Annotated in this window: 17 protein-coding genes; 7 read left to right on the top strand and 10 right to left on the bottom strand. The window is 70.7% G+C overall.

Features of this window, described 5'->3' with window-relative positions:
- Positions 1 to 81: 81 nt before the first annotated feature.
- The 3 genes from BT341_RS07025 (at position 82) to BT341_RS07015 (ending at position 3201) form a co-directional block, all read left to right on the top strand.
- Complete coding sequence (locus BT341_RS07025; protein ID WP_072475500.1) at positions 82 to 840, top strand: lytic polysaccharide monooxygenase; 759 nt, start codon at positions 82 to 84, stop codon at positions 838 to 840.
- Positions 837 to 1370, top strand: coding sequence for a DUF305 domain-containing protein (locus tag BT341_RS07020; protein ID WP_072475499.1), 534 nt, complete (start codon positions 837 to 839; stop codon positions 1368 to 1370). The genes BT341_RS07025 and BT341_RS07020 overlap by 4 nt, the downstream gene beginning before the upstream one ends.
- Before the next feature lie 265 nt (positions 1371 to 1635).
- The gene (locus BT341_RS07015; protein ID WP_072475498.1) at positions 1636 to 3201 is read left to right on the top strand and encodes an ATP-binding cassette domain-containing protein; all 1566 of its coding nucleotides are present in this window, start codon (positions 1636 to 1638) and stop codon (positions 3199 to 3201) included.
- Positions 3202 to 3252: 51 nt separating this feature from the next.
- On the opposite strand, the gene BT341_RS07010 is transcribed toward BT341_RS07015, so the two are convergent.
- From BT341_RS07010 to BT341_RS06980, 7 genes are all read right to left on the bottom strand, one after another.
- Positions 3253 to 3678 (bottom strand): heat shock protein transcriptional repressor HspR, encoded by a 426-nt coding sequence (locus BT341_RS07010; RefSeq protein ID WP_072475497.1) that lies wholly within the window; start codon positions 3676 to 3678, stop codon positions 3253 to 3255.
- Between the two features lie 5 nt (positions 3679 to 3683).
- Complete coding sequence (dnaJ, locus tag BT341_RS07005) at positions 3684 to 4853, bottom strand: molecular chaperone DnaJ (protein ID WP_072475496.1); 1170 nt, start codon at positions 4851 to 4853, stop codon at positions 3684 to 3686.
- Positions 4854 to 4889: 36 nt separating this feature from the next.
- Entirely contained in the window at positions 4890 to 5597 is a 708-nt protein-coding gene (gene grpE, locus BT341_RS07000) for a nucleotide exchange factor GrpE (protein ID WP_072475495.1), read from the bottom strand.
- Positions 5594 to 7465, bottom strand: coding sequence for a molecular chaperone DnaK (gene dnaK, locus BT341_RS06995; RefSeq protein WP_072475494.1), 1872 nt, complete (start codon positions 7463 to 7465; stop codon positions 5594 to 5596). The genes grpE and dnaK overlap by 4 nt, the downstream gene beginning before the upstream one ends.
- A 641-nt stretch (positions 7466 to 8106) precedes the next feature.
- On the bottom strand, positions 8107 to 9558 hold the full coding sequence (locus BT341_RS06990; RefSeq protein WP_072475493.1) for an alpha/beta hydrolase: 1452 nt from the start codon (positions 9556 to 9558) through the stop codon (positions 8107 to 8109).
- A gap of 67 nt (positions 9559 to 9625) precedes the next feature.
- A complete protein-coding gene (locus BT341_RS06985; protein WP_143168496.1) occupies positions 9626 to 9859 on the bottom strand; it encodes a hypothetical protein in 234 nt (77 codons plus the stop codon).
- A gap of 42 nt (positions 9860 to 9901) precedes the next feature.
- On the bottom strand, positions 9902 to 10672 hold the full coding sequence (locus BT341_RS06980; protein ID WP_072475491.1) for a DUF4097 family beta strand repeat-containing protein: 771 nt from the start codon (positions 10670 to 10672) through the stop codon (positions 9902 to 9904).
- Positions 10673 to 10846: 174 nt separating this feature from the next.
- On the opposite strand from BT341_RS06980, the gene BT341_RS06975 reads away from it, so the two are divergent.
- The 3 genes from BT341_RS06975 (at position 10847) to BT341_RS06965 (ending at position 13309) form a co-directional block, all read left to right on the top strand.
- Complete coding sequence (locus tag BT341_RS06975) at positions 10847 to 11380, top strand: YbhB/YbcL family Raf kinase inhibitor-like protein (protein WP_072475490.1); 534 nt, start codon at positions 10847 to 10849, stop codon at positions 11378 to 11380.
- 63 nt (positions 11381 to 11443) lie between these two features.
- On the top strand, positions 11444 to 11875 hold the full coding sequence (locus BT341_RS06970; RefSeq protein WP_072475489.1) for a GNAT family N-acetyltransferase: 432 nt from the start codon (positions 11444 to 11446) through the stop codon (positions 11873 to 11875).
- Positions 11876 to 11932: 57 nt separating this feature from the next.
- Complete coding sequence (locus BT341_RS06965) at positions 11933 to 13309, top strand: purine-cytosine permease family protein (RefSeq protein ID WP_072475488.1); 1377 nt, start codon at positions 11933 to 11935, stop codon at positions 13307 to 13309.
- Here BT341_RS06965 and BT341_RS06960 read toward each other — a convergent pair.
- The 3 genes from BT341_RS06960 to BT341_RS06950 are packed head-to-tail and all read right to left on the bottom strand — an operon-like array spanning position 13267 to position 14609.
- A complete protein-coding gene (locus tag BT341_RS06960) occupies positions 13267 to 13701 on the bottom strand; it encodes a GNAT family N-acetyltransferase (RefSeq protein WP_072475487.1) in 435 nt (144 codons plus the stop codon). The genes BT341_RS06965 and BT341_RS06960 overlap by 43 nt on opposite strands.
- 21 nt (positions 13702 to 13722) lie before the next feature.
- Positions 13723 to 14283, bottom strand: a complete 561-nt coding sequence (locus tag BT341_RS06955) for a TetR/AcrR family transcriptional regulator (protein WP_072475486.1) — start codon at positions 14281 to 14283, stop codon at positions 13723 to 13725.
- Positions 14280 to 14609 carry a DMT family transporter gene (locus BT341_RS06950; RefSeq protein WP_072475485.1) on the bottom strand — a complete coding sequence of 110 codons (330 nt, stop codon included), beginning with the start codon at positions 14607 to 14609 and terminating at the stop codon, positions 14280 to 14282. The genes BT341_RS06955 and BT341_RS06950 overlap by 4 nt, the downstream gene beginning before the upstream one ends.
- A gap of 155 nt (positions 14610 to 14764) precedes the next feature.
- Here BT341_RS06950 and BT341_RS06945 point away from each other — a divergent pair, with 155 nt between their 5' ends.
- Complete coding sequence (locus tag BT341_RS06945) at positions 14765 to 16981, top strand: (Fe-S)-binding protein (RefSeq protein WP_072475484.1); 2217 nt, start codon at positions 14765 to 14767, stop codon at positions 16979 to 16981.
- Positions 16982 to 17114: the final 133 nt, after the last annotated feature.

The following is a 17114-nucleotide window of genomic DNA, read 5'->3' as shown; positions in this document are numbered from 1 at the left end:
TCCTTATGGTCTAGACCACATCCGCCCGGATGTGCTCGTTCGCCTCCCCGGAACGACGCTGTTCCCCCTCGAGGAGCCGAAATGACCTGGAACAGAAAATTCGTCGCGGCCGCCGCCGGTGTCCTGCTCGCCCCGGTGCTGGTCGTCGTCCTCCCCGCCACCGTCGCGAGCGCCCACGGATACGTCTCGGACCCGCCCAGCCGGCAGGCCAACTGCGCGGCCGGGAAGGTGCCGGACTGCGGTGACATCGTCTATGAGCCCCAGAGCGTCGAAGGCCCCAAGGGGCTGCGAAGCTGCGACGGCGGCAACTCCCGCTTCGCGGAGCTGTCGGACGAGTCGAAGCCGTGGCCCGCGAAGTCCGTGGGCACGACGGTGACGTTCAACTGGGTGTTCACCGCCCGGCACGCCACCGCGAACTACGAGTACTACATCGGCAACACGCGCGTCGCGAACATCCCCGGCAACAACCAGCAGCCGCCGTCGACCGTCTCGCACACGGTGAACCTGGCGGGCTACTCGGGCCGGGTGAAGGTCCTCGCGATCTGGAACATCTCCGACACGGCCAACGCGTTCTACAGTTGCGTCGACCTCCAGATCGGCGGCGGTGGCCCGACCACGCCGCCGCCCACCACGACCACGACGCGGCCGCCGACCACCACGACGACGGCGCCGCCCACCACGTCGACGCCGCCGTCGAGCGGCACGTGGACGGCCGGCACGGCGTACCAGGTGGGTGACGTCGTGACGTACAACGGCGTGAGCTACCGCTGCATCCAGCCGCACACGGCCATCGCGGGCTGGGAGCCGCCGAACACGCCGGCGCTGTGGCAGCGTCAATGAGAGTGCTGCTGGCCGTCGTCGCGCTGCTGCTGGCCGGCTGCGGCGCGACGGCGGCCCCACCCGCGTACAACGCGGCCGACGTGATGTTCCTGCAGATGCTGGTTCCCCAGAACGAGCAGGGGATCGAGATCGTCCGGCTGGCCGCGGACCGCCAGGTGCCGGGCGAGCTGAAGGTCCTGGCCGCGGCGATCGAGTCGACTCAGCGGACCGAGACCGAGGACATGCGGGGCTGGCTCCGAGCGTGGGGACAGCCCGAGACGATGGACATGAACCCCCAGGTCCACGCGGGCCACGGCGGCATGAAGATGACGTCGCCGGATCTGGTCGGGGATCTGCGGAAGGCACCGGACGCCGAGTTCACGCGCAAGTTCCTGGACGTGCTGACGGGCCAGCAGCAGGGCGCGGTGGAGCTGGCCCAGACGGAGAACGGCCCGGCGGGCGGGGTGAACACCCAGGCCCGCGACCTGGCGCGGCGCGTGATCGAGTCCCGGACGGCGGAGGTCAAGCAGCTGCTGAACTTCAAGGCGTGACATCCCGCGGCGCGGACCGCGAGTGGCCGGGAGGGGCCACTCGCGGTCTGCTGCGCACCCGAGTTCCCGCACGCGCCGATATTCGCTCGCCGCGGCGTGCGGGGCGCGTTAGCCTCGCGATCATGTACTCGCGTCCCGTCTTCATGAGGTTGCGGAACCGCCGCTGACGGCGGCGCACCGATTTCTTTCCCTGCCCGCCGTTCCGGCCCGTGCCGGGCGGCCGCTCTCGTGCTGCCCGGCTCCCTCCAGAGCTGCGGAGCATCCTTTGAACCCCCTTGCGACCGAACACGCCCACCTGCGCGCGGAAAGCGTCGGCGTCACGCTCGGCTCCCGCCGCGTCCTGCACGACGTGAGCGTCACCGTTTCCGCCCGTTCGCGGCTGGCGATCGTCGGTGAGAACGGGCGCGGCAAGACCACGCTGCTGCACGTCCTCGCCGGGCTGCGGGCGCCCGACCACGGCACCGTCCACCGGACGGGCACGATCGGCCTCGCCCGGCAGGCGCTGCCCTTCCGGTCCGGCGAGACCGTCGGCACGCTCACCACCGAAGCCCTGCGCGAAGCCCACAACGCACTGCGAGAACTCGAAGCGGCAGCAGCGGACTTCGCGGCCGAAGGCGCCGAAGATCGTTACGCCGCCGCACTCGACGTGGCCACGCGCCTCGACGCCTGGGACGCCGAACGCCGCGTCGACGTCGCCCTTGAAGCCCTCGACGCCTGCACCCACCGGACCCGCGAACTGGACACGCTCTCGGTCGGGCAGCGCTACCGCGTCCGTCTGGCCTGCCTGCTCGGCGCCCGGCACGACTTCCTGCTGCTCGACGAACCCGGCAACCACCTCGACGCCGACGGCCTGGCCTTCCTCACCGCTCGCCTGCGTGCCCACGACGGCGGCGTCGTGCTGGTCAGCCACGACCGTGCCCTGCTGGCCGACGTCGCGAACGAGTTCCTCGACCTCGATCCCAGCCAGGACGGCCGCCCGCGCCGGTATGCCGGTGGCTACGACGCCTGGCAGGACGGCCGTCGCCGCGACCGCGAGCGCTGGGTGCAGGAATTCGAGGAACAGCAGGACACGCACCGGCAGCTCACGGTCGCGGTGGCGCAGGCCCGCGACCGGCTCAGCACCGGCTGGCGACCGGACAAGGGCACCGGGCGGCACCAGCGCCAGACCCGCGCTCCCGGTGTCGTCCAGGCGCTCAACCGGGAACGCGCGGCGCTGGAGGCGCACCGCGTGACCGTGCCGGAGCCGCCGATGTCGTTGCGCTGGCCCGACCTCGGCACCCGCACGCGCACGGGGTTGGTGCGCGTGACCGGTGTCCGCGTCGAAGGGCGCCTTGACGGTCCGGTGACGCTCGCACTCGACCACGGCGACCGGCTGCTCGTCACCGGACCGAACGGCGCGGGAAAGTCGACGCTGCTGTCGGTCCTCGCGGGTCAGCTCACGCCGACGAGCGGCGCGGTCCGGCACCGGCCCGGCGCGCGGGTGGCGTTGATCGGCCAGGAAGTCCCGGCGTGGCCGGAGCACCTCACCGCTCGTCAGCTGTTCGAACGTGCCGCGCTTCCGCTTTCCGGCATGGGGCTCCTCGAAACCGAGGCACTGAGGACTCCAGTCGGGCGCATGTCCCAGGGCCAGCAGCGGCGGCTCGACCTGGCCCTGCGGCTGGCGACGCGGCCGGACGTGCTGATCTTCGACGAGCCGACCAACCACCTGTCGGCAGTGCTCGTCGACGAGCTGACCGAAGCCCTGCTCACCACGCCGGCCGCGGTGGTCGTCGCGACGCACGACCGCCGGATGCTGGACGACCTCGCCGCCTGGCCGCGGCTGGAGCTCTGACGCGCGAAGGCCTCCCCGGTCGCCCGGGGAGGCCTTCGTCGCTTGGCTGGGTCAGCGGCGCTTGGGGCGCCAGACCACCATCGCCGTCTGCTGGTTGAGCGGCACCAGGTCCCGGCGGTAGGACGCGTGCGCCGCCGCCGCGGCCTGCTCGGCCGCCGCGTACGCCGCGGCGAGTTCCTCGGTCAGCTCGCTGACCCGGGCCCGCAGCGCGTCGACCTGGTTCTCCAGCTCGATGATGCGCTTGATGCCGGCCAGGTTGACGCCGTCCTCCTGCGAGAGGCGCTGGACCTCGCGCAGCAGCGCGATGTCCCGCATCGAGTAGCGCCGCCCGCCACCGGCGGTGCGGCCCGGGGACACCAGGCCCTGCCGGTCGTAGGTGCGCAACGTCTGCGCGTGCATCCCGGCCAGCTGCGCCGCTACCGAGATGACGAACACGGGGGTTTCCTCGTCGCCTTCCGGGGGCATCCCGCCCAACATCCTTCTCACCTACCTTGCAGCAGCTCGGTGATCTCGGGCCGGGGGTCGTGCCCGGCCATCGCCTCGGCGTACGCCTGCAGTGCTTCGCGCGCCTTGCCGTCCAGTTTGGCGGGAATCGCCGCCTGGAGGGTGACGAGCAGGTCACCCTGCGAACCGTCGCGTTTGGCGATGCCCTTGCCGCGCACGCGCAGCACCCGTCCGCTCGCGGTGCCCGGCGGCACCTTGAGCGAGACCTTGCCTTCGAGCGTCGGCACCGTGATCGTGGTGCCGAGCGCCAGCTCGGTGAAGTCCACCGGAACGGTGATCGTCAGGTCGAGCCCCTTGCGCCCGAACAGCGCGTGCGGGGCCACGTGCACCCGGACGTACAGGTCGCCCGCCTGCGCGCCGCCCCGGCCGGGCTCGCCCTGGCCGGCCAGCCTGATCCGCTGGTCGTCGTCGACGCCCGGCGGGATCCGCACAGTCAGCGTGCGGGTCCGGGTGCTCACGCCTTCGCCGCCGCACTCCGGGCACGGGTCATCGATGATCGTGCCGCGGCCGCGGCAGTCGCGGCACGGCTCCGAGAAGGCGAACGCGCCCTGGCTGCGGCTGACCAGCCCCGCCCCGGCACAGGTCGGGCAGGTCCGCGGCGACGTGCCCGGCCGGGCACCGTTGCCGCCGCACGTGGCGCAGGTCGCCGGGCTCGACAGCCGCAGCGGCAGGGTCGCGCCCTTGACCGCCTCGGTGAAGTCGATCCGGACGTCCGTCTCGACGTCGGCGCCGCGCTGCGGCCGGTTCGCCGTCGCGCCCGCCGACGCCCGGCCACGGCCGAACAGCCCGCCCAGGATGTCGCCGAGCCCGCCGAAACCGCCCGCCTGACCGGCGCCGGCCTGGCCGAAGATGTCGCCCACGTCGAAGCCGCCGGCACCGCCGCCGCCGGGGAAGTTGAACCCGCCCCCGCCGCCGAACAGCCGCCGCGCTTCGTCGTACTCCTTGCGCTTGGCGGGGTCGGACAGCACGCCGTAGGCCTCGGAAACCGCTTTGAACTTCTGCTCGGCCTGCGCGTTGCCGGCGTTGGCGTCCGGGTGGTTCTCCTTGGCCAGCTTGCGGTAGGCCTTCTTGATTTCGTCCGCGGTGGCGTCGGAGGAGACGCCCAGTTCACGGTAGAAGTCCTTACCGATCCATTCCCGTGCACTCATCGGGCGTCTCCTCCTCCCACTTGAACCGGATACTGCTTACTGCTGCTGCTCATCGGGTCCGCCGTCGAGTGGCAGCTCGCCACCGACGGGCGGGTGCTCGGCCGGGCCCGCGGGCTCGTGGTCGGTGACCCCGACCAGCGCCGCCCGCAGCACCCGGTCACCGAACCGGTAGCCGCGGCGCATGACCACGGTGACCGTCGGACCCGCCACGTCCGGCGAGGTGTTGTGCTGCACGGCCTCGTGCACGCTCGGGTCGAAGGCCTCGCCTTCGGTGCCGAACGACTCGAGGCCCGCCCGCTGCAGGCCGCTGACGAGCTTGTCGGCGACCGCCTTGAACGCGCCGGTGAGGTCGCCGTGCTGCTCGGCCCGCTCGAGGTCGTCGAGCAGCGGCAGCAGGTCGTTCACCACGGTCGCCTTCGCGCCGAGCACGACCGCCTCGCGGTCACGCTCGACCCGCTTGCGGTAGTTGGCGTACTCCGCCTGCAGGCGCTGGAGGTCGGCGGTGCGCTCAGCCAGCTCCTTCTCGACGTCAGAGACGACCGACACCGACTCGTCCACAATGGACTCCCCGAGCGAGGGACCCGCGTGCTCCACGGGCGCCTCCTCCGGCTCCGGCGCGGCGTGGGCCGGGCCGGACGGGCGGACCTGCCCGGTCTGGGGGTCCACCCGCCGCCGATCCCGCACGACCACCGGCTCCTCGGGGCCGCGGCCCTGGTTCTCGGATTCGTCGTAGCTGTGGGTCACTTCTTCTCGTCCTCTTCGACGATCTCGGCGTCCACCACGTCATCGGCCTTGGCCTGGCCACCGGCCGCACCGGCGTCGCCGCCGGCCGCGCCCGAAGCGCCGGCCGCACCGGCCGCCGCGTCAGCGTTCGCGTTCGCGTACAGCGCGGTGCCCAGCTCCTGCGAAGCGGCGTTCAGCTTCTCGATCGACTCGCGGATCTTGGTCGAGTCCGTGCCCTTGAGCGCCTCGTTGGCCTCGTCGATGGCGGACTTGACCTTGCCCTTGAGGTCGTCGGGCAGCTTGTCGTCGTTGTCCTTGAGGAACTTCTCGGTCTGGTAGACCAGCGTCTCCGCCTGGTTGCGGGTCTCCGCCTCCTCGCGGCGCTTGCGGTCCTCCTCGGCGTGCGCCTCGGCGTCCTTGACCATCCGCTCGATGTCCTCCTTCGGCAGCGCGGAGCCACCGGTGATGGTCATCGACTGTTCCTTGTTCGTGCCCAGGTCCTTCGCGGTCACGTGCACGATGCCGTTCGCGTCGATGTCGAAGGTGACCTCGATCTGCGGCACGCCACGCGGAGCCGGCGGAAGACCGGTCAGCTCGAACATGCCGAGCTTCTTGTTGTGCGCGGCGATCTCACGCTCACCCTGGAACACCTGGATCTGCACCGACGGCTGGTTGTCGTCCGCGGTGGAGAAGATCTCCGAGCGCTTGGTCGGGATCGTGGTGTTGCGCTCGATGAGCTTGGTGAACACGCCACCCTTGGTCTCGATGCCCAGCGACAGCGGGGTCACGTCCAGCAGCAGGACGTCCTTGACCTCGCCCTTCAGGACACCGGCCTGCAGGGCCGCGCCGACCGCGACGACCTCGTCCGGGTTCACGCCCTTGTTCGGCTCGCGGCCGCCGGTCAGCTCCTTGACCAGCTCGGCGACGGCCGGCATGCGGGTGGAACCACCGACGAGCACGACGTGGTCGATGTCGCCGACGGAGATGCCCGCGTCCCGGATGACGTTGTTGAACGGCGCCTTGGTCCGGTCGAGCAGGTCCGAGGTGATCTTCTGGAACTCGGCGCGCGAGAGCGTCTCGTCGAGGAACAGCGGGTTCTTGTCCGCGTCCACGGTGATGTACGGCAGGTTGATGCTGGCCGAGTTCGAGCTGGACAGCTCGATCTTGGCCTTCTCCGCCGCCTCGCGGATGCGCTGCAGCGCCATCTTGTCCTTGGTCAGGTCGATGCCGTTCGCGGCCTTGAACTTGTCGACCAGCCACTTGACGATGCGCTCGTCCCAGTCGTCACCACCGAGGTGGTTGTCACCGGAGGTCGCGCGGACCTCGACGACGCCCTCGCCGATCTCCAGCAGCGAGACGTCGAAGGTGCCGCCACCGAGGTCGAAGACCAGGATGGTCTGCTCCTTCTCGCCCTTGTCGAGGCCGTACGCCAGGGCGGCGGCGGTCGGCTCGTTGACGATGCGGAGGACGTTCAGGCCGGCGATCTGCCCGGCCTCCTTGGTGGCCTGCCGCTGCGCGTCCTCGAAGTACGCCGGGACGGTGATCACCGCGTCGGTGATCTCCTCGCCCAGGTACGCCTCGGCGTCGCGCTTGAGCTTCATCAGCACGCGCGCGCTGATCTCCTGCGGGGTGTAGGCCTTGCCGTCGATCTCGGTCTTCCAGTCGGTACCGATGTGCCGCTTCACGGACCGGATCGTCCGGTCGACGTTCGTCACGGCCTGGTTCTTCGCCGGCTGACCGGTCAGCACTTCGCCGTTCTTGGCGAAGGCGACGATCGACGGGGTGGTCCGGGAGCCTTCCGAGTTGGCGATGACCGTCGGCTCGCCGCCCTCAAGGACGGCGACGACCGAGTTGGTCGTGCCGAGGTCGATGCCGACCGCTCGCGCCATGGTGCTTTCCTCCTGTGTAAGCCTGCTCTGATCGTGACCTGCACGTTCGTCCCCACCTTGAGCGGGGCTCTGGCAAGTTCTATCCGGCCTTCACGCACCTCGTCAAGCAGGACTTGAGTCGACTGCGCTCAACCTTCGTACCCAGCCTAACGAGGCGATACGGGTTCTTGTTCCCGGGTCCGCCGCCGGGGCGCCCCGACCGGGTGTGACCCCGCTCACGGGCGGGTATGGCCTGGTCGCGGCGTCGCCGGTGGCTCGGCGGGGTTCTGGCCGCCGGCATCGCCGCGAACCGGACCACCGGGGTGCCTCGCCGCCCGGCGTGGGCTGATTACCCGCAGGCCACCCCACACCTGGCCCTGGCCCCGCCCTGGCGCTGATCTCGCCTCCGGCCCCTGTCCCGGCTCAGCCCCGGCCGCGCCCCTGGCCGGGCCTCACCCCCGGCCCCTGTCCCGGCTCAGCCCCGGCCCCTGTCCCGGCTCAGCCCCGGCCCGCCCCTGGCCGGGCCTCACCCCCGGCCCCTTCCCGGCTCAGCCCCGGCCCCGCCCCCTGGCCGGGCCTCACCCCCCGGCCTTCGCCCTGGCTCCCCTGGCCCTGGCCCCGCCTTGGGCCTCAGCCCTGCGGCCTCTGGCCCGGTAGACCACTCACCGGCAGACCATCCCCTGCCCCGGAGGCACCCCGGTCACCAGATAACTCACCTCCGCCACCCGGGCGCACGGCGAGTTGAACAGGCCCGTGTGGCCGTCATCCATGCGGGTCAGCAGCGCCGCGCCCTCGATGCTTGCCGCCAGGCCGCGGGCCCAGGCCAGCGGGGTTGCCGGGTCGTGGGCGCCGCCGACCACGAGGATCGGTGGAGCCCCGCGGACCGGGTGGGGCTGGGGTGGGTTCTTCGCCGGGATCGGCCAGCCCGTGCAGCCGCTCGTGAAGTCCCAGTACTCCGAGTACCGCCAGCTGTGCGGCGCCACCGCCCGCAGCAGCCCGGCCATCACGCCCATGTCCGCCGGCCCGGTGAACGGCGACGGGAAGTCGTGGCAGCCGATCGCCCGGTACGCCCCGTAGATGGGGGTCAGGAACTGGTTCCGCTCGGTCAGCTTGCGGGCGTCCGGGAACTCGCCGCCCGCCGCGGCCAGCGCCTTGGCCAGTGCCGGCCACTCCTCACGGATGTAGAGGTGGTTGTAGACGCCGGCCGAGATCTCGTCGGCCGTTGCCGGGCGGCCCAGGTCACTCGCCCACACCGTCCCGCGGGCGGCGCGGGCCACGACGTCGTCGTAGAAGCCGAGGACGTCGTGGCCGTGCAACGCGCACTCCGCCGAGCCGCGGCACCAGTTCGCGAACCGGACCAGCGCGTCTTCGGTTGCCGCCGCTTCCTCGAGGATCGCCTGGCGCAGCGGCCGGGCATGGTCGACCGCGCCGTCCAGGACCATCGTGCGTACCCGGTCCGGGTGTTTCGACGCGTACACCGCGCCCAGCTCGGTGCCGTACGAGAGCCCCAGCCACGAGATCTTCGGCTCGCCCAGCGCCGCCCGGATCGTCTCGATGTCCTCCGCCGCGCTCTGCGTGTCCGCGTTCGCCAGCAGCGGACCAGTGCGGGACAGGCAGTCTTCGCCCGCCTTCCGGTTGTGCGCCACCAGGGCGTCGAAGCCCGCCCGCGACGACGGGAACCGGTCGAGCGCCGGATCGAACAGCGTCGCCGGGTCGCACGTGATGCGGGGCGTGCTGAACCAGTCGCCGCGTGGGTCGAAGCCCACGATGTCGAACCGCTGCCGCAGTCGCGCGAGGTCCGGCGAGGCCAGGCCGCCGAACTGCACGAACCCGACGCCGGAGCCGCCCGGTCCGCCCGGGTTCACCAGCAGCGAGCCGAACCGGTGGGCCGGATCGAGCGCGGGCAGCCGCGCCAGCGCGAGCCGCGCGGCGCCCAGCTCCGGCCGCCCGCGGTCGATCGGCACCTCGACCGTCGCGCACTCGGCCGACGGCTCCTGCGGTGTCCCGCACGGCCGCCAGGCCACCGGCGACGCCGCGGCGACGGCCGGTACCGCCGCCATGACCACGACCGCCGCGACGACCGCGACGACCGCGACGACCCGGCGCACGTCCATGATCCGATTCCCTCCCCTGCACGCCGTCCTTCGGCGTGCTTCCTTCCTAACAGCGACCACCGACAAATCAGGAGCGGCGGCCGGTCCAGGAGGAGAGGAAGAAATCCGGGTTTCCTTGCTGCACAACGACTTCCGCGGGGACACCGGCCGACGATGTCACTCGAAAGTGGGACTCCGCGGCGACCGGCACCCCCAGCGCCGGCGCCGCGGGCTCCTCGCCCCGCGTGAACCCGACTACGCCGAACATCGCGACGGCCCCCAGCAACGCGGCCGCCAGCACGCGTCGTTCGATCTTGCCCATGGTGAAAACGCCCCCGTAGTAAGGAATCCGTAGTGAGAAAGGTCAGGCCGCGCGGACCGTGACGCTGCCGCTCTCGGTCGAGAGGTCGAGCGTGTGCGGCGCGGAACCGTCGGTCGGGACGTCGATCGAGCGGTGCCCGCTGTCGCTGCCGCCGACGACGCGGTACGGACCGCCCGGCACCTCGACGTCGACGCTGCCGCTGTCGGCCCGCACCTTGACGTCGTTCGCCTCCGTCAGCGTGAACTCGACGCTGCCGCTCTCGGACGTCACGTCGACGGGACCGCGCACGCCGATGCCCTTGATGCCGCCGGAATCGGCGTGCAGCTGGACCGCGCCGACGTCCCGCAGGTCGATCCCGCCGCTCTGCAGCCGCAGCTTCACCAGGCCGGCGACGTCCTCGATGCGGGCGTGGCCGGAGTCCGCCTCGACGTCCACGCTCGCCACGCCGGCGACGTCCAGGCCGCCGGAGTCCATCCGGCCGGTCACCGGGACGCCGGACGGCACGACCACCTCGAAGTCGACCGAGCAGTTGTTCCCGCAGTCGGTCAGCACGAGCTGGTCGCCGTCGACGCGGTAGAACGTGTCACCCGGCTTGCTCCGCCAGTGATAGTTCACCTTTTCGCGCACTTTCGCCGGTCCCGAGCCGGTGCGGATCTTCACCGAACCCGAGTCGCCTTCCAGCTTCACGCTCCGGATGGTCTCCGAAAGGGTCTTCGTGTTCTCGAAGTCCGATCCCCAGCCCCAGCCGAACGCGGTCGCCAGGCCGACGCCGATCAGGACGATGCCACCCAGTGCCAGTAGCGGGCGCGCCATGGTCGTTGGTCCCCTCAGTGATGTTTCCTCTGCGTGAAGAACGTTATGGCCGGGTGCGGGGCCGGTACATGGGGGTATCCCCCCGAAAGACCCTGAGATCCGTCCCTGACACGCGGGGGGCGGGCCGGGGGCCTAACCTGGCGCCAGGCTCCCGTTTCGTGATCAGGAGGATCCATGCCGCAAGCACCCGGTCCGTACGAATCCCTGCCCGAAGTGCCGTCGTTCACCCTGCGCAGCAACGACGTCGCCGACGGCGAAACCCTGGCCACGCCCCACCTCTCCGGCATCTTCGGCGCCGGCGGCGAGGACCGTTCGCCGCACCTGGCGTGGGAGGGCTTCCCGGCGGAAACTAAGAGCTTCGCGGTGACGTGCTACGACCCGGACGCCCCGACCGGCAGCGGGTTCTGGCACTGGGCCGTGTTCAACATCCCGGCCTCGGTGACGGAGCTGGCCTCCGGCGCGGGCGACGGCTCCGGCCTCCCGGAGGGCGCGGTGACGTTGAAGGGCGACGGCGGGGTCAAGCAGTTCCTCGGCGCGGCGCCCCCGCCCGGCCACGGCCCGCACCGGTACTACTTCGCCGTGCACGCGCTGGACGTCGACAAGCTGGAGGTGCCGGAGGACGCGACCCCGGCGTTCCTCGGCTTCAACATGTTCGGCCACACGCTGGCGCGCGCGGTGATCACGCCGGTTTACGAGAACAAGGGCTGAAGTTCGGGCGGGCCGGCGCCGCTGCGGATCGCCAACGGCGCCGGGCCCGGCTAGCCTGGCCCGGTGATCCGGATCGTCGGCCCCGACGACTGGGCCGAGTGGCGTGACCTGCGCCTGGCCGCGCTGCGCGACGCGCCGAGCGCGTTCACCGCGACCCTCGCCGACTGGCACGACGCCCCCGAACGCCGTTGGCGAGATCGTCTCGCGAACTCCTTCAACGTCGTCGCCGACCTCGACGGACGCGCCGTCGGGATGGCGACCGGCTTCCCGCGCGACGGCGAAGTCGAACTGGGCACGTTGTGGGTGGCTCCGCACGCCCGCGGCCGAGGCGTCGGCGAGGCGCTGGTCCGGGCGGTCCTGAGCTGGGCGCAAGACCGGCGGGTGACCCTGCGCGTGGCCGACCACAACACGGCCGCCGAAGCGCTGTACCGGCGGCTGGGGTTCACCGGGTACGGTCGTCTGGAATACCAGACAGAATCGCGTCCGCCGATCTAGGACCGGCGCCCGCCGGCGCGGTTAATACCTCCAGGCACAACGCAGTGGAGGTAGCCCGTGGCGGCAGCGCTCGAACGCAGGTCCATCGACCCGGTCCCGGAAACCGAACGGCACGGCCACCCGCGCAGCCTCTTCACGCTCTGGTTCGCGGCGAACATGCAGATCACGTCGGCCGTCACCGGGGCGCTGACCGTGCTCGTCGGCGTGCACCCGCTGTGGGCGCTGGTCGCCGTCCTGTGCGGGAACGTCCTCGGCGGCATCCCCATGGCCCTGCACGCCGCCCAGGGGCCGAAGCTGGGCATTCCGCAGATGATCCAGTCGCGCGCGCAGTTCGGCGTGTACGGCGCGATCCTCCCGCTGGTGCTCGTCGTCGTGATGTACCTCGGGTACTTCGCCAGCGGGAACGTGCTGGGCGGGCAGGCCGTCGCGCAGATCACCGGCCTGCCGACCGACGCCGCGATCTGCGTGTACGCCGCCGCGTCCGCGCTCATCGCGATCGTGGGGTACCGGCTCATCCACCGCTTCGGCTGGGTGGCGTCCGCGCTGAGCGTGGTCGTCTTCGTCTACCTCACGATCCGCCTGGTCGGCGGCCACGACCTCGGCACCGTCCTGCACGCCCCGGTCCTCGACTTCCCGAAGTTCCTGCTCGCGCTCTCCCTGACAGCGTCCTGGCAGCTGACGTTCGGCCCGTACGTCGCCGACACGTCGCGCTACCTGCCGTCGAGCACGTCGGTCCGCGCCACTTTCTGGTGGACTTACGGCGGCACCGTTCTCGGCGCCACGTGGGCGATGTCGTTCGGCGCGCTGGCGTACGCCGTGGCCGGGAAGGCGTTCAAGGGCCACGAAGTCGCGTACGTCGTCGGGCTCGGCGGCGAGGCCCTCCTCGTCCCGCTGCTGCTGGCGATCGCGCTCGGCAAGTTCACGGTGAACGTGCTGAACATCTACGGCGGCTACATGACCGTCGCGACGGCGCTCACCGCGTTCAGCCGGAAAGCCGCGCTCTCCCAGCAGGCACGCGTCGCGTACATCGCCGTCGTCGGCGTGCTCGGCGGTGTCATCGCGGTGCTCGGGCGCGGGGAGTTCCTCGGGAACTTCATCCTGTTCCTGGACTTCCTGCTGTACTTCCTGACGCCGTGGAGCTCGATCAACCTGGTCGACTTCTACCTGGTGCGCAAGGAGTCCTACGACCTCGAAGCCGTGTACGACCCCAACGGCCGCTACGGACGCTGGGCCGCGCCCGCGTTGATCGCGTACTTCGCCGGCATCGCGGTGCAGATCCCGTTCTCGAACGTCGAGGGGGTCTTCGTCGGCCCGATGGCGCCGCTGCTGGGTGGCGCGGACGTCTCGTGGCTGATCGGGCTGGCGGTCCCCGGCGCGCTCTACTACGTCCTTCAGCGCAGGCTTTCCGTGTTGACGCCCTCGCGTTCCAGGTAACGGCCCTTGGTGTGCTCGGCGAAGCCGAACTGCCGGTACAGCCCGTGCGCGTCGGCGGTGTGCAGCATCCAGCGGAAGCCGGCGCCGGGGCCGTTGTCGATCATCTCGCGCACGATCTCCTTGCCGAGGCCGCTGCCGCGCGCGGAGGCGACGACGAACACGTCGGCCAGGTAGGCGGACGAGACGCCGTCGGAGAAGGCACGGGCGAATCCGGTCATCGAGCCGCCGCGGTAGGCACCGACGACCCGCCATGACCCGTCGATGGCGGCCTCGACCTGCGCACGCGTGCGCCAGCGGCCCCAGTACGCCTCGGTCGAGAGGAACTGCCACACCACGTCGAGGTCCAGCCGTGCCCGGTCGTCGTCCAGCTCGTACTCACCGAAGATCCGCATGCCCCGACGCTAACCAGCCGGTCAACGCGGTTTCAGCAGGTAGTCCACCACCGGACGCAGCTCTTCCGCCGACGGCGGCTCGTCGTCGATCAGGCCCTGGATCAGCAGCCCGTCGATGCCCGCGAGGAACACCCGGAACGCCACTTCGTCGTCGTGGCGGACCATCGACGTCAGGACGTCGAGCCAGCGACGCGCGGCCGGGCGCAGCTCCGGCTTCCGCGCCGCCAGCAGGTACAGCTCGTACTCCGCCATCGTGCGCCCGCGCCGCGGCCCCAACGCCTCCGCGAGCAGGCCAGCGACCTCTTCGGCGCCGCGGGAACCACGGGACCGGGCGCGGTCGATCATCCAGTAGACCTCGGTGGCCATGTCGCGGGCGCACGAGATGAGCGTGGCGATGAGCAGGTCGTCCAGCGACGAGAAGTGGTAGGTCGTGGACGTCGTCGGGACGCCTGCCTCGGCCGCGACCGTCCGGTGCGTCACGCCCGCGACGCCGTCGCGCTCGATGACGCGCAGGGTCGCTTCGATGATCTCCGCGCGCCGCTTCTCGCCGCGCGCCTTACGCCCGTCGACCTGCAGTTTCACGACGACGCGCTCCCGAGTTCGATCAGCACCACGCCGCCGATGACCAGCGCCATCCCGGCGATCATCGCCGCGTTGATCGGCTCCTTGAGGAACACGACGCCGACGATCGCGACCAGGGCGACGCCGGCCGCGGCCCAGATCGCGTACGCGACGCCGATCGGCAACCCCATCTTCAGCACGTACGACAGCGCGACGAACGCGACGGCGTACCCCACGACCACGACGATCGACGGTCCGAGCTTCGAGAAGCCCTCCGAGAGCTTCAGCGAGACCGTCGCGGAGACCTCGGCGGCGATCGCCAGCGCGAGGAGAAGGTACGCACCCATAGGGTGAAAACTACCTGAACGATCGTCCCAAAACAAAGAGCGACGTACACCACATCGGTGGGACTTAGGGCCACTCAACGGGTTACTCATCGGTAGGAAGCATTAGTCTGCCGGCTAACCCACCACGAATCATCCGGACGAAAGGCACCCGAACGATGGGCGCTCTACAACTGACGCTGGGCGGCATCTCCGTCGTCCTCGGCGTCGTCGCCTGGGGGATGTTCGCCGCGACGATCGCGCGCTTCGTGCGCATCATCCGTCTCGGGCAGCCCGACTCGACCCGCAACGGCCCGTTCTGGCCGCGGTTCAAGACGCTGGTCAAGGAGTTCGCCGCGCACACGCGGATGAACCGCAAGCGCAGCGTCGGACCGGCCCACTGGCTGGTCATGTGGGGCTTCCTCCTGGGCTCGCTGGCCCTGTTCGAGGCGTACGGCGAGGTCTTCGTCCCGCACTGGGGCTGGCCGATCCTCGACGACTTCCCGCCGTTCCAGCTGCTCATGGAGCTGCTCGGGCTCGGCACGATCGTCGGCGTCCTGGTGCTGATCGCGATCCGCCAGCGCAACCACCCGCGCCGCGCCGACCGCCAGAGCCGCTTCGCGGGCTCCAACTTCAAGTGGGCGTACTTCGTCGAGGCCGTCGTGCTCATCGAAGGCATCGGCATCATCGGCGTCCGCGCCGCGAAGGCCGCGCTCGGCGCGCACGAGACGCCGACCTGGGCCGCGTTCGTCTCGAACCCGCTCGGCGAACTGCTGCCGGCCAGCCCGAACCTGGTCACGGTGTTCGCGTTCGTCAAGCTGATGAGCGCCACGGTCTGGCTGATCGTCGTCGCCCGCACGATGACCATGGGTGTCGCGTGGCACCGGTTCAGCGCGTTCTTCAACATCTACTTCAAGCGCGAGGACGACGGTGGCGTCGCACTCGGCGCCCTCAAGCCGATGATGAGCGGCGGCAAGGTCCTCGACCTCGAGGAGGCCGACCCGGACGAGGACACCTTCGGTGTCGGCAAGATCGAGGACTTCACCTGGAAGGGCTGGCTGGACTTCTCGACGTGCACCGAATGCGGCCGCTGCCAGGAGCAGTGCCCCGCGTGGAACACGGGCAAGCCGCTGTCGCCGAAGCTGGTCATCACGCAGCTGCGTGACCACGCCTACGCGAAGGCGCCGTACCTCATGGCCGGCGGCAAGCGCGACATGGCCGGGGACGAAGTGGGTCTCAGCGGCGACAACATGTACGCGGGCATCGACGTCCTCGCGATCGCCGAGTCCCAGAAGGCGCTGGTCGGCGATGACGGCGGCGTCATCGACCCCGACGTCCTCTGGTCCTGCACCAGCTGCGGCGCCTGCGTCGAGCAGTGCCCGGTGGACATCGAGCACGTCGACCACATCGTCGACATGCGCCGCTACCAGGTGATGATCGAGTCGTCGTTCCCCAGCGAGCTGAACGGCATGTTCAAGAACCTGGAGAACAAGGGCAACCCGTGGGGCCAGAACGCCAAGGACCGGCTGGCCTGGACCGAGGACCTCGACTTCGAGGTCCCGGTGTTCGACGGCGACCTCGGCGACGCCGAGTACCTGTTCTGGGTCGGCTGCGCCGGCGCGTTCGAGGACCGCGCGAAGAAGACGACGCGCGCGGTCGCGGAGCTGCTGCACATGGCCGGCGTCAAGTACACCGTGCTCGGCTCGGAGGAGTCCTGCACCGGTGACCCGGCCCGCCGCGCGGGCAACGAGTTCCTGTTCCAGATGCTCGCCCAGCAGAACGTCGAGGTCCTGAACTCGGTGTTCGAGGGCCGCGAACGCAAGGCCCGCAAGGTCGTCGTGACCTGCGCCCACTGCTTCAACACCCTCGCCAACGAGTACCCGGAGCTGGGCGGCCAGTTCGACGTCGTGCACCACACGCAGCTGCTGAACCGCCTGGTGCGGGAGAAGCAGCTGGTGCCGGTGGCGCCGGTCGCGCAGGACGTCACCTACCACGACCCGTGCTACCTCGGCCGCCACAACAAGGTGTACGAGGCGCCGCGCGAGCTGGTCGGCGCGACGGGCGCGCAGCTGCGCGAAATGCCGCGGCACGGCGACAAGTCGATGTGCTGCGGCGCGGGCGGCGCGCGGATGTGGATGGAAGAGAAGATCGGCAAGCGGATCAACATCGAGCGCGTCGACGAGGCGCTCGGCACCGCGCCGTCGAAGATCGCGACGGGCTGCCCGTTCTGCAAGGTGATGCTGAACGACGGCCTCACCGCGCGGCAGAGCGACGGCACGGCGAGCGAGAAGGTCGAGATCGTCGACGTCGCGCAGATGCTGCTCGAGGCGGTCAAGCGCAAGCCGGAAGCAAAGCCGGTGCCGCTCGGGGCGCCGTCGCTGTCCGACGAGAACTGACCCGATCCGGCGAACGGCCCGGCCACGACACCGTCGCGGCCGGGCCGTTCGTCGTTTCGCCGTGACGGCCACGAGCTGGGACTTTGTCACGGTAATCGATTTCCCGAATGTTGTTCACAATAATCACCGAAAT

Origin of the sequence: Amycolatopsis australiensis (assembly GCF_900119165.1) — a bacterium.
GTDB lineage: Bacteria > Actinomycetota > Actinomycetes > Mycobacteriales > Pseudonocardiaceae > Amycolatopsis > Amycolatopsis australiensis.
Note: the sequence above shows the minus strand (reverse complement) of the source record. Positions and strands in the feature narration are given on the sequence as shown.